Below are 12,461 nucleotides of genomic sequence, written 5' to 3' on the forward strand. Positions count from 1 at the left end.
CAGGTTTCCCATCTCAAATTAACAGGCAAGAATCAATTTCTGTATGAAATTAGATATTGCCGAAAAGAGGCCGCTTATAAATGATACCGCTTGACTATTGAGAGATAAAAATGAGCGGCTTGATACGTCAACTCACGCGGCTGAAGAGCCCGACAACCACATCACCGCAACAACGGCGAACCCAGATCACGCCGGGGTATTCCGGCTGAACATCAATGGCCACCTCGACTCCATTACCTCGCCGTAGCCACTTTTCTAGATACTTGACCTCGTGCAATAAAAGTAGGAGGTCAAGTGTCTCGTCTGGCCGCGCGCAGTGCTGCCTGCTTTTCCCTTATAAACTGCGAGTTTTCAGTTTTCGACCAGCCATTTTTTCTGGTGTTAGACAGCATCGTTGTCGTCCGAGCACTGGCGCTGCGGGTGAGTTGGGTTATTAACGGAGCTTCCGGCAGGTTTTTCCAGTATTTTTTTGGCATTTCACTTTGCATGGCCTGCAGTTTGAGACGAGCGGGGTTGAAAATACTGGCGTAGTACTGGCACCACAGCTCTTCAACTTTATCGCTTATTTGTGGTGCCTGGGGCAACCCCGGGGAAAACACCAGCTGCGCTGTATCCCAATGGACGCAGCAGTCGGGCGTGCAGATAGACCAGTGCATGGAATTAAACCGTTTGATAAAAAACGGCGCGGTGCGGGGAACAATTAAATGTTCCGGTTCGAACCAGGCGACATAGTATTCGTGCGGAATTTCCAGCTTGCGAAAGCGAACAAACGCTTTCATTTTATGTATGTTACGCGATACCGCCTTATGCATTGCCAGTAATCGAGCGACATCAGTATCAAGACGATCATCGAGTAATCGCTTGTCTTCAAAAATCAACCGCCATACAACGCGGTGCAGCAATGACCACCGAGCATCGTCCCGGCAACAGGCGACACTTTCTGCAAGCTGTAAAAATTCTTGCGATACTGACAAGCTCGGAGTAAGCACAGGCAAGGCTTCATAGTCTTCGCTAAACGCAGCCAACAGCGAAGGCTGGTCGTCTCGCTGCCAGGCGACAGAGGAAGGGTCTACATGGCGTTGTAGCAGCGCGCGAGCCACTGTTCGCCAGTGTTCAAAACAAGTGACTTCGATGCAGTACACGTTTTTATACTCAGAAAAGCGCCATCTGCGGAGAAGAGCGTTCCACGAAGTGGGTTTTAAGATGCTCGCTCTCCAGCAGTCTCGCGTCAGGCCTGTAATCTACTGCTTCAATAAACGGCGCGACCTTTTTTACCGAAAGCCCGCACTTGGCAAGGTCGCCAAACCGCAAACGCCTGAACTGACGAGACTGCATCACTTTTTTTGCACCAATGGCACCAATGCCAGGAACCCGCAACAGCGTTTCTTTCGGTGCGCGGTTTATATTCACCGGAAAAAAATCCCGGTTGCGAATCGCCCAGGATAATTTTGGATCGATATCCAAATCGAGCATGCCAGCGCGCTCATCATTGGGTTGGCTGATTTCGTCGACGGTAAAACCGTAAAACCGCAATAACCAATCCGCCTGATAAAGCCGGTGTTCGCGCACCAGTGGAGGCGCTTTCGCAGGTAACATTTGTGCCGCATCCGGAATTGGACTAAACGCAGAATAGTACACCCGTCGCATTTGGTATTTGCCATATAAGTAATTGGATAGCGTGAGTATTTTACTGTCCGAAGATGCATCCGCACCCACGATCATTTGCGTACTCTGCCCCGCAGGAGAATAAATAAAGCGCGAAGGTTTACTCGGTTTCCGCTTGGTGGAAGAAATAATTTTGCTGGCCTGTTGTCGGCTTTCTTTTGATTCATCAATATGGTGGCGCAACTGCCCCATTGAGCGATGTATGGCTGCCGGGTTTTTCTCCGGTGCGTAAAGCGTTAACGCTTGCTTGGACGGTAGCTCTATATTAATACTGAGACGGTCCGCATAGAGCCCCGCTTCCTGCAATAACTCAGGGCTCGCATCAGGGATGGTTTTAAGATGGATATACCCTCTAAAGTCGTGAACCTTGCGCAACGTGCGCGCAACATTGACTAACTGCTCCATAGTGTAATCAGACGATTGGATAATGCCAGAGCTTAAAAACAAGCCTTCAATATAATTGCGTTTGTAAAAATCCAGCGTCAGGTTCACCACCTCGTCAACGCTAAAACGCGCGCGTTTCACAGAGCTGGATGCGCGATTCACGCAATAGCTGCATTCGTAAATACAAAAGTTTGTGAGCAGAATTTTGAGCAGCGATATACAGCGACCATCGGGCGCATAACTGTGACAGATGCCCATACCGCCAGACGTGGAGCCAATGCCTTTACCTCCAACCGAATTACGTTTAACGGAGCCACTACTCGCACAGGAAGCATCGTACTTTGCCGCATCGGCTAGTACACTAAGTTTGGTCGGTAAATTCATCGAGCCGTCCGAATGAGGAAACTGTATTAATATACAGAACTCTCACTCAAACACACAACTCCTGGCGGGCAACCAATCGACAAGTCGCAGACCACCGTCTCAATCGCCAGAAGACTGGCACATGCACTCGGTTTAGGTCCGGCAGGCTTCGCTTGCAAATTCGAGCGGTCTTGCGCAACTCACCGCGTTTAAACAGGCCTTGCTTCACAAATCCAGTGGTAATGCGGTTTTGCGCACTGGTGATTTCATCACGAAGGAGGAGTGCACACCACTTACTCCGTCGATGCGGGTCAGTGTTTGCAGTAAAAACTGTTGGTAGGCATCCATATCTTTCACTATGACTTTTAACAAATAATCGGCGGATTGGCCGGTGATGAGATGGCATTCCAGAACCTCCGGGCAACGCTCGACGGCCTGCTCGAAGTGGGCAAACCGATCCGGGGTGTGGCGGTCCATACTGATCTGAATAAACGCCATCAGCGTCAGGCCGAGCTTGCGGGCATTCAGCAGTGCCACGTAGCCATCGATCAATCCCGACTCTTCCAGCGCGCGGGTGCGGCGCAGGCAGGGCGAAGGAGAAAGGCTAATGGCATCGGCCAGCTCCTGATTGGAAACACGGCCGTTGCGCTGCAATTCGTTCAAAATCAGTCGATCAAAGCGGTCTATCGTCATATAAATAGCCAACATTTACTATAGATGAGCATTTTATATCAATTTTATGACTATTTTAGCTATATTCAACCTTTAAAAACCACTAAAAGCGCAATTTTAGCAATCGGCTGTCTCTCCTCCTCCTGTAATCTTTACCCCATCTAAACGCCTGCTGACGCTACCCGCGCCCCAGGGAAAAACACCGCGCGTCCACAAGGCGCCCGCTGCTTTACGGTTTATACCCACACACCGGTTCCAATTGTAGGCGTTTAGAAAATACACCTTTTGGAGAGAAGCGACTTATGATCAGCGACCCAGCCAGCAAATACCCGCGTTTTAGCCCGGTGCCATTGCGCGACCGGCAGTGGCCAAATGCCCAGATTACCAAGCCACCAATTTGGATGAGTACCGATTTGCGTGACGGCAACCAATCGCTGATCGACCCAATGAGCATTGCCACCAAGCTGCGGTTTTTCGAGGAGCTAGTCGCCATCGGTTTTAAGGAAATTGAAGTTGGCTTTCCATCGGCGTCTGAAACTGATTTTAATTTCGTGCGTAAATTAATTGAGGAAAGCCGCATTCCCGACGATGTGACAATCGAGGTATTAACGCAGGCGCGCGAAGATTTGATCGAAAAAACCATCGCCAGCGTGAAGGGCGCAAAACAGGTGATTCTGCATGTGTACAATCCGCTGTCACCGCAGTTTCGCCGTATCGTGTACAACACAGACCGCGCTGGGGTAAAGCGCATCGCGGTGGACGCCACGACAATTTGCAAGGCCCGTTGTGCAGCACAACCGGAAACCCAGTGGACCTATCAATATTCGCCCGAGTGTTTCTCTTCCACCGAAATTGAATTTGCCAAAGACGTGTGCGATGCCGTGGTTGCCGCATGGAGCCCGGCTGCGCATGAAAAAGTCATTTTAAATTTACCGGCAACGGTGGAAATGAGCACGCCCAACACCTATGCAGACCAAATAGAATGGATGCACCGCAACCTGGCGCAACGGGAAAATATTATTTTAAGTGTGCACCCGCACAATGATCGCGGCACCGCTGTTGCGGCAGCCGAGCTTGCGATTATGGCCGGGGCAGACCGGGTGGAAGGTTGTCTGTTCGGCAATGGCGAGCGCACCGGCAATGTCGACCTGGTAACACTCGCACTTAACCTGTATTCCCAAGGTATTCACCCCGCGCTGGATTTTTCCGATATCGACCGGGTAAAGCGCCTGGTGGAAGAGTGCAACCAATTGCCGGTTCACCCTCGCCATCCGTATGCGGGCGAGTTGGTCTATACCGCATTTTCCGGTTCGCATCAGGATGCGATTAAAAAGGGCTTTGCTGTGCAATCAACCACAGGGTTTTGGCAAGTGCCGTACTTGCCCATCGACCCAGCGGACGTAAACCGCAGCTACGATGCGGTGGTGCGGGTCAACTCGCAGTCTGGCAAAGGCGGCGTAAGTTATTTACTGCAACAAGCGGAAGGTTTTGAATTGCCCCGCAAGCTGCAAATGGAATTCAGCCGCATTGTGCAAACCGTCAGCGATAACACCGGTAAAGAAGTCTCCAGTGCGGATATTGTCGCGCTGTTTAAACACGAATATTTGGAAGCACAAATACCTCTGCAGGTACAAGGCTGTAAATACCGTGACAGCGATGCCGACTGTGTGAATATTGAGGTTAGTGTGTGCAACGCCGAATCAGGCGAGCGCGCAGTATTGTCTGGCAGCGGTAACGGTCCGGTGGATGCAGCAGCGCAGGCATTTATGGACCATTGTGGCCAGCCACTGTTTGTAGTCGATTATCACGAGCACGCCGTAGGCGCAGGTTCCAATAGCGCAGCGATGTGCTACATGGAAGTGAAGCTCGGCAATCACACGGTGTTTGGAGTCGGTCGCGATGGCAATATCAGCACCGCGGCCATTAAAGCATTGGCTTGTGCACTCAACCGCGCGCGCAGCAACGGTCTCGATATAAACGCAAACAACGCTACCTCTAACAGCGCAGCTATGGTACCCGACGATAGGTCAAAAACGGCATGACGCTAATGCCTCGGCCAAGCGCGCAAAGGCTGAGGATGAAGCGAGCATGCCAAAGCGCACCAGGCTGTACGCGTGTGACGGTGTAAACAGGCGAACCAGAATCCCCCTGCGGGCCAGCTGTTCAAAAATCGCAGGTCCGGTTGTTTGTGGTAAATACAGGCTACAAAAAAGGGGTTGCTTTACCACGGTCGTCTGGGGAAATCGCGTTTGCAAAAGTTGCGATAATTGCGCGGACGCCTGCTGTAACCGTTGTCGCTGCTCGGCCTGCCAGCGGCTATCTTGCAGGGCCTGTTGCGCAGCCCACTGGCTGGGGCCGGTAATTTCCCAGGGGCCGACCGCATCAGCCCATTGGGACAACAGTGACTCTGCAGCGACGATAAAACCAACCCGCACCCCGGCAAGGCCAAAAAATTTACCGAGCGACCGCAACACGATGACGTTTTCCAGGCAGCTGCCTGCCAGGCTGATTTCCGGCGTCGCATCGGCAAAAGCCTCGTCGACAATCAGACGTGTATTATGGGCCGCGGCAAGCGCGGCCAACCTGAGCATTCTTTCGCGAGGAAAAACATCGCCTGTCGGATTATTCGGGTTAATTACCACCGCAACCTGCAATTCACCTTGCGTAATAAGTGCTTCCAACTGATGAATATCGTGGTAGCGGCACAAGGTTGCTCCCGCCGCTTGCCACTGAATCTCGTGCTCAGAATATCCCAGCGCAGGTACCACCACACGTTCGGCCTTTAACAGGCCCGGCAATAATTCAATAGCCTGCTGGCTGCCCGCGACCGGCAATAAGCATTTACACCCGTAATAACTGCACGCCGCCTTAACAAATTCCGGATTCAAATAGGGCAATTGTTGCCATACCGCTGACGGTGGACTTGCGAGAGGATAACTGAAAGGGCTGATGGCGGTTGACAGATCCAGCCAATCCGCAAGTGGAACCGACCAGAATTCCGCCGCTTGTAGCAGGTTGCCGCCGTGGTGTATTTGCAGTGGCTTCACACGAAACCTCTTTCAATTAAAGAAAATAAGAGAAATATTCCAACGCACACGACAACCGCATGCGCCAGCCAAATCCACAGCGCCAGGCGCACTAGATTAAGTGCGCGCAAAATGTCCTGCGCAACAGGCGTAGCACCCACACCTAGCGTCATACGTGTTTGCATTACGCCATGATAGCGCGCAGCACCGCCAAGCGTGATGGTTAAACTGCCGGCACCCGCAGCCATAACCGGGCCAGCGTTCGGGCTTTTCCAACGGTACCCCTGCTCCCGCCAACAGCGCAAACCCTGCTTGGCGTTGCCCGCAAGTGAATAGCACCAGGCAACCGAACGCGCGGGTAAATAATTCATAACGTCGTCCGCCCGCGCCGCCGCCCAACCGAAATAGCGATAGCGGGTATTTTTATACCCCCACATTGCATCGAGTGTGTTAACCAACCGATATAGCACAACGCCGGGAAACCCCAATAACAGCCACCAAAACCATGCCGAAAAAATTGCGTCGCTGCCATTTTCCAATACGGATTCTATGCAAGCGGTACAGACTTCGCCCTCACTGAGTTCAGCCGTTTCGCGGCTGACTATTTTTGCGATCTCCAGCCGTGCCAGCGGCAGGTCCTCGGCCTCAAGTGCGCGGTAAACATGTAAGGCGTGTTCGCGCAATGCCCGGTAAGCCATCGCTAAATAGACCACCAGACTGCCTAGCAGCACATAGAACCCGCCGGAAAATATCGCAGCGGCAAACGCAAACGGCACCACCGGCAGCATTGCCAGTAAAAACGCGATAATGCCCTGCCAACGCGCCGCCAGCGGCAATCGCCGTAGCTGGCGTTCCAGCCAAGCTGCATAATTGCCAAACCCCACCAACGGATGAAACCGCGCAGGCTCACCCAGACGGGTATCCAGCCACCAGGCGAGCAGTAAAATTGCAAGAGAAACCATTAACACAATCGCAACCTAAAAATTAAATTTGGACCGCCCTGGGCCTTAGGGCCTGTAAACACTAGTTCGCAGCTGCATGGTTAGTTTCGATCAATATCAGTTTGCCGGTTTTTGGATCGCGATAAACCTGCCCCAGAGACTGCAAACCGCTGCCATCACGTTGCTGCATTTGTTTCAACAGCTCGGGAGCATCTGAAAGTTCGCGGCTGCTGGCAACATTAACGGGCTGCTCCAACTTAAAGTGTTTACGCAATTCCTGGCTTTGCGCAACGAGCGCCAGCATTAAGCCCAGGGCAAACACCAGCATTACGTCCATAATATTTGCAAAGCCCGTCAGAGGGTCTTCCTCGTGCGGAGCAAACCGGGAGGGTGAGCGCCATGGGTTGGGCCGTTGCGAACTCACGAGTCAGCCTCCGTCATTTGTTGCCAGGTTTGCTCGTACCAGCGGCGACGCAAGCGACTGATCACGTAAGCCACCAACCCAACCAGTAACCCCAGCACGGTTGTATCGAAAGCAACACTCAACGCGACGGCAAGAATTTCGATATTGCCATCGCCCAGCGCGGTTAACCCTGGACCGAGCGGAATCAGGGTACCCATTAACCCCAGGATGGGGCCGCAGCGCGCCAGTAAATCACTGCGTTCCAGGCGCTTTTGCGCGTAGTGTTCAAAGCGGGTGAGCGATTGCTGTCGGTAGAGTGCCAGCGTTTTAAAGCGCTCCGCCAGCGCAATACCACATTCAACCAGCAGCATGAACAAAGCCAGCAACAATGCGCCGATTACCGGATAAAGCAGCCAGGCCACCAGATCGTGTAATGCCCCAAGAAAATACCCGTGTATCATATTTATTCACTCCCCTTGCGAGCATTCTGGACCGCGCGCACGCTGGCAAAAGCCACCGTCGCCACCGCAAATAAAAATAACGCAAGCAGGAACCGGGTACGCATAACATTGCTAGCGGAAGATTGTTTCTGCTCGGCTGATGCCTCACTGCTATTTTTAACCGCCGCCTGCGAGCTGGTTGATTTGCTTTGATTTTCTACAGTGCGCAAAATTTCGTCCGTAGCTTCAGAATCGCTTACTTCCAATTGCAACTCCGACAGACGATGAATTTCCAATGCCTGCTCCGGCGCGGGGCGCGCATCGCGAACCACGTTTGCAAGCGCCTCGCGCTGCGCAGGTGACAACTCACTCTGCAACCAGGTAAGCATAGGGTGATCTGGATCGGTATGACCGCTACCCGGCAGACCATGCTCCGCAACAAGGTTCGCGAATTCAGATGCGAGGCTTTTTCTGGTGGCCGCATCGGCTTGCCAAAAGCCTTTTTGAATTGCCACCAGCATAATCGCCAGCATATTGGTTTTTACATGCACGTTGTGGCCTTGTTCCAAAAACGTGTCCAGCCCTAACTGATATTTATCGTCGATATACACAGCTTTAACCTCGTCCCATGCCCAATCGCCGACCAGCGTCGGGTTGGTAATCTGCCAGCCCCAGAGGTACTCGAAAAATTCGCTGCCCATGGTCCGGGCACCAGCGTAACCGTGCACCATTAAGCCTTCGAGCCATTGCGGGTTTAAAAACCGGCTGCGCAATTCCTGGCGTAATGCCAGTTTAAGCGGCTGGGTTTTAAATGCCTGAGGGTCACTGTGATCGATAACATAATTACTCGGCGCCTGCCCGCTCAAGGTTTCTACCGCGAGGCTCAAGCCGCCGAGATAATCAAATGCGTCATTGTTATCGAGCAGCCCGTACAAATTACTGGCGCGGCCAAAATAGGTATTTTCCACGTTTGCCAATTGCATTTTAAACGCGCGTTGTGCGGGCACGCCGTAATTGTCGCCCCCGTAACTGTGCCCCAAACGTCGCAGATACACATCCGCCAGTTCATCGCGGGATTCCCAGGCACCGGAGCGCTCCGCCATGCGATTAATACCCGCACCATATGAGCCGGGCGCGTCGCCAAATACCCGGTAACTCGCCATGGCTCCAGCCTGCTCAGGGCTCACGCCATCGGCGAGTAACGCCTTCGCCTGAGCGACCCAGTGCGCCGCCACCTGGTTCGTTTGCAGCGACTCATCGCCGCGTTGATTGTGTGCTTGCAGGGGTTGCAGCGCGTTTTGGAGTGGAACGGTAAGCGCGGGAAAATCCCGCACGATACGGTCGCGACTTGCATCCAGCGCCATAAGTGCAGCGCGATTAAGCAATTCCAGTTGCATACCGTACAAATCGCGAAATAACCCTGAGGTGGTAAACACCACGTCGCGACGCGGGTTGCCCTCAGCGCGTTCCTGCTGACGCAATCCGGTCACCAGCCCGCGGCTGTTCCATTGTGGCTCAACGCCGAGTAAATCGAGACCGAACGCAATCATAACCCCTTCGTCGCGCACCACATCCGATGCCCACAGTACCAGCGCCGTGCTTTTTTCTGCCGATTGCGGATTGTCTCGGCGCGCTTGCGCTGCCATTTCCTGGCCAAGCGCCCAGGCGGCACGACTGGGAATTAAACTGCTGTCGAGCGCAAAAAAGTTGCGCCCGGTTGGCAAGCTTTCCGGGCTGCGAATGGGGTCGTTGCCGGGGCCGGGTGAAATATAGCGGCCATTAAGCCCCGTCAGCAGCGCTTTCATTTCCGCCGCCGGAGACGCTTCCAACAGCGCTCGCCATTGTTTGTTTTCTGCAGTGGTCGTTGGCCCCATGGAATCAAGCATCATGGCTACCGCATTTTCCTGCCAGGGCTTTCCGAAGACATGTAGCCCTAGCGGCATAAACTTTTCTTGCAGATTTGTGAGGTAGTGGCCGATCTCGTGGACTAACATTTCATCGTCAACTTCGGCAAAGCCAATCCCCATGACCGCCAGTTCCGCCGACATGGATTGCGCCAGTTCATCGGTTAAATTCAACGCGACGATTTTTTGCCGGATTTGTTGAATCAACCGTTCACTCACCGCCGAGTCTTCGCTGCCATGTTGAGATTCGAAGCTCTCCACCAACTGCCGCAACTGCAAGAGTTCGTCGTATAAATCGGTGCGTTTCAGCGGTGGCGTTAAATGGTCCACCATGACCGCGAGGCCGCGGCGCTTTGCTTGAATTCCCTCACCAACACCATCGACGATATAAGGATAAATACCGGGGAGATCACCGGCAATAATGCGCGAGTAATCGTCCGGCCCGACCCCGACAGCGCGTCGCGGTAAAAATTCGTAGGTAGAGTGCCGCCCGAGGTGGATTAATGCATCAGCACGAAATTCAGATTTTAAGAAATGGTAAAACGCCAGGTACTGGTGCGGTGGCGGAAATGCCAGATTCGCGTGTAACAGCTCTTCGTTAATTTCCCAACCGCGCGGCGGCTGAGGGCCAACAAAAATATTGCCGAACCGAATTCCGGGCAACAAAATACGCTCGTCCACAACCATTACCTTGCCGGGCACGTCCCCCCAGCCACCCAACCCTTCTATTCCCGTTTGCCGCAACGCTTGAATATTGCTAAGCGCCTGCGGAAAGCACGACATTTTTTTACTGGCAAGCGCCGCTTCATAGCAGTGTTCGATATCGCCGAGCAAGGCCATCGCCCGCGAGCGCCCAGGATGATCCACCCCCTCCAATAAGTGACGCGTTTCTCCCACGGTTTGACTCAACAGCCCACGCCCCAAATCTGTCGCATTGTGCTCAATGGCATCAACCAGCTGTTGATGTAATAAGCCTAACGGCCCAAGACGCATTTCTTGCCGCAGCGTAGCCGGGAGTTGATTAAACCAGTCGCTGTATGCTGCAGGTGCCATGGTCGCGACCTCAGCAGCCATGGTGCGCAGCGTTTTGGCATCTCGTGGTAAATTTACGCCCTTGCGTTGTAACAGGTCGAGCAGCGCTTCAGGGGACTGCGGCAAGTCGCCCGTGGTGTAGCCTGCGCGTTTCATCTGTTGCAATATTTGCCACAGTGACGCAGGTACATCTAAATTATCTGCGCCGATATTGTGGCGACCCGGAGGATGGTTGTAATAAATAATCGCAACACGCTTTTCTTTATTGGGTGTGGTTTGCAATTTATGCCAGTTGCCAATGCGCTCCAGCAAAGCGTGAATACCGCTCTGTTCAGGTGTAATCGGATGAATTCGAATTCCACTTAAGGCATCGGTTGTAACATCGCCTGCGGTCGCAACAACCAGCGGTTGGCTCGCCCCCTGTAGCTCCGGCATCGCCACCTGGTAGTACACCTTCTCGCGCGCCAATCCATCCGCAGACAAGGCGTACTCCTGCTGGCTGCGATCACGCAGTTTAATCCCTTTCAGCACAGGTACATTTAAATTGCTAAATAATGCTGTTGCATCCAATCGACCCTCGCCGCCACCAACCACAAAATCCTGCAGCATAATTACCGCGCTCAGCTGGTGTTTTATTGGCAGTAATGCAGACAAAGCATCAACCCCGGCAGCCCCCCAATTAGCTACCGCAGCCACACACTGGTGATTTAACGTGTTCACTGCCTGCTCGCAAATGGCTGACAACACGTGCGAATCCGCCTCGCGCGCACCACCGGCATGATCAATTACCGCAATCACAGGTTGGCTACCCACCGTGGGAAAGTCCGCGCGATAACCGCCATTATGGAACCAGCGAACCGGCGCCAGATTTTCTGGTGCCGCTACTTCTACCGCTGCGCCAGCCAAGTTGCGGTAGAGGTAAGAAATAAGTGCCGTGGTATTTTTGGCCCCGCCTACCTGCCAGTAAGCACGTGCTTCCAACCACGCGCGCTGCGCAGGATACTGCGCGCGCATATTCTTAAGCCAGGCGGTAACGTCGCCTTCCGGACTGGATTTCGCGAGCGTAGCTAGCAAGGTGGTATTTGTCGTTATAGCTGAAGTTGGGGTTGCAGTTGCGCTCGTTGCGGATTCTGCAACCCGTCGCGAGCCTGCACCCGTAGCGAAGAGCGCCCGTTGCTGAATTTGGCTAAACGCCACCAGGCGGTGGTCGCTGCTGACAATTAACTGGTTCAGCGAACCCCGGGCAAAATAAGGCGAGAGTTGGGCCACACTGCCACCATAAAGCCCGGTGGCAAAAATGCCGTTTGCCGAACGAAACAATGCATCCAGCTCACTCGCGGTATATTCGCGCAACTGCTCGTCGGTGCGCGCCTGTACCGCCAGCGCCGGGTGTGATTTTCGAAACAAACGGACAGCTTCCGCCAGCGTTTGGGCATTGCGTTGTGAGGAGATCAACAATAAATAATCCGCGCTTGCGGCTTGCGTGCAGCACGCCCCGACCAGCAGCCACACAAAACACACCCATACCGATACTTTCATTTAACAACTTCACCTTAGCCGCAACAAACGGCTGGGAATTCTGGCATCGCAGCCAGGAGACGAGTGGAAATATCGGGAGATAGGTGCGCTGT

The 12,461-nt window shown here is 53.4% G+C and carries 10 protein-coding genes; 2 read left to right on the forward strand and 8 right to left on the reverse strand.

Annotated elements, in window-relative coordinates:
* Positions 1–97 precede the first annotated feature (97 nt).
* A complete protein-coding gene (locus TERTU_RS22040; RefSeq protein WP_187148797.1) occupies positions 98–247 on the forward strand; it encodes a hypothetical protein in 150 nt (49 codons plus the stop codon).
* Positions 248–290: 43 nt separating this feature from the next.
* Here the strand turns inward: TERTU_RS22040 and TERTU_RS14690 are convergent, their stop codons facing one another.
* From TERTU_RS14690 to TERTU_RS14700, 3 genes are all read right to left on the reverse strand, one after another.
* The gene (locus tag TERTU_RS14690) at positions 291–1,142 is read right to left on the reverse strand and encodes a TIGR03915 family putative DNA repair protein (RefSeq protein WP_015816922.1); all 852 of its coding nucleotides are present in this window, start codon (positions 1,140–1,142) and stop codon (positions 291–293) included.
* Between the two features lie 10 nt (positions 1,143–1,152).
* Positions 1,153–2,433 carry a putative DNA modification/repair radical SAM protein gene (locus TERTU_RS14695; RefSeq protein WP_015820708.1) on the reverse strand — a complete coding sequence of 427 codons (1,281 nt, stop codon included), beginning with the start codon at positions 2,431–2,433 and terminating at the stop codon, positions 1,153–1,155.
* Between the two features lie 204 nt (positions 2,434–2,637).
* Complete coding sequence (locus TERTU_RS14700) at positions 2,638–3,120, reverse strand: Lrp/AsnC family transcriptional regulator (protein ID WP_015817579.1); 483 nt, start codon at positions 3,118–3,120, stop codon at positions 2,638–2,640.
* A 266-nt stretch (positions 3,121–3,386) separates the two neighbouring features.
* Between TERTU_RS14700 and leuA the strand changes: the two genes are divergently transcribed.
* Positions 3,387–5,126: a 2-isopropylmalate synthase gene (gene leuA, locus TERTU_RS14705; protein WP_015818974.1), complete on the forward strand. Its 1,740-nt coding sequence runs from the start codon at positions 3,387–3,389 to the stop codon at positions 5,124–5,126.
* Here the strand turns inward: leuA and cobD are convergent.
* From cobD to TERTU_RS14730, 5 genes are all read right to left on the reverse strand, one after another.
* Entirely contained in the window at positions 5,112–6,131 is a 1,020-nt protein-coding gene (gene cobD, locus TERTU_RS14710) for a threonine-phosphate decarboxylase CobD (protein WP_015818523.1), read from the reverse strand. The two genes, leuA and cobD, sit on opposite strands and share 15 nt — an antisense overlap.
* Entirely contained in the window at positions 6,128–7,072 is a 945-nt protein-coding gene (gene cbiB, locus TERTU_RS14715) for an adenosylcobinamide-phosphate synthase CbiB (protein WP_015819972.1), read from the reverse strand. Before cbiB ends, cobD begins: the two co-directional genes overlap by 4 nt.
* 61 nt (positions 7,073–7,133) lie before the next feature.
* Positions 7,134–7,475 carry a DUF2149 domain-containing protein gene (locus tag TERTU_RS14720; RefSeq protein ID WP_018014145.1) on the reverse strand — a complete coding sequence of 114 codons (342 nt, stop codon included), beginning with the start codon at positions 7,473–7,475 and terminating at the stop codon, positions 7,134–7,136.
* Positions 7,472–7,915: a MotA/TolQ/ExbB proton channel family protein gene (locus TERTU_RS14725; protein WP_015820828.1), complete on the reverse strand. Its 444-nt coding sequence runs from the start codon at positions 7,913–7,915 to the stop codon at positions 7,472–7,474. Before TERTU_RS14725 ends, TERTU_RS14720 begins: the two co-directional genes overlap by 4 nt.
* Before the next feature lie 2 nt (positions 7,916–7,917).
* Positions 7,918–12,369 carry a cobaltochelatase subunit CobN gene (locus tag TERTU_RS14730; RefSeq protein WP_015817087.1) on the reverse strand — a complete coding sequence of 1,484 codons (4,452 nt, stop codon included), beginning with the start codon at positions 12,367–12,369 and terminating at the stop codon, positions 7,918–7,920.
* Between the last annotated feature and the right edge of the window lie 92 nt (positions 12,370–12,461).

It is taken from the genome of Teredinibacter turnerae T7901 (assembly GCF_000023025.1).
GTDB classification, from domain to species: domain Bacteria; phylum Pseudomonadota; class Gammaproteobacteria; order Pseudomonadales; family Cellvibrionaceae; genus Teredinibacter; species Teredinibacter turnerae_B.

What these genes read in the sequence shown, in the direction of transcription:
- TERTU_RS14695 (WP_015820708.1), bottom strand. Translation starts at nt 2,433, where the DNA reads ATGAATTTACCGACCAAACTTAGTGTACTAGCCGATGCGGCAAAGTAC.
- TERTU_RS14700 (WP_015817579.1), bottom strand. Translation starts at nt 3,120, where the DNA reads ATGTTGGCTATTTATATGACGATAGACCGCTTTGATCGACTGATTTTG.
- leuA (WP_015818974.1), top strand. Translation starts at nt 3,387, where the DNA reads ATGATCAGCGACCCAGCCAGCAAATACCCGCGTTTTAGCCCGGTGCCA.
- cbiB (WP_015819972.1), bottom strand. Translation starts at nt 7,072, where the DNA reads ATGGTTTCTCTTGCAATTTTACTGCTCGCCTGGTGGCTGGATACCCGT.
- TERTU_RS14725 (WP_015820828.1), bottom strand. Translation starts at nt 7,915, where the DNA reads ATGATACACGGGTATTTTCTTGGGGCATTACACGATCTGGTGGCCTGG.
- TERTU_RS14730 (WP_015817087.1), bottom strand. Translation starts at nt 12,369, where the DNA reads ATGAAAGTATCGGTATGGGTGTGTTTTGTGTGGCTGCTGGTCGGGGCG.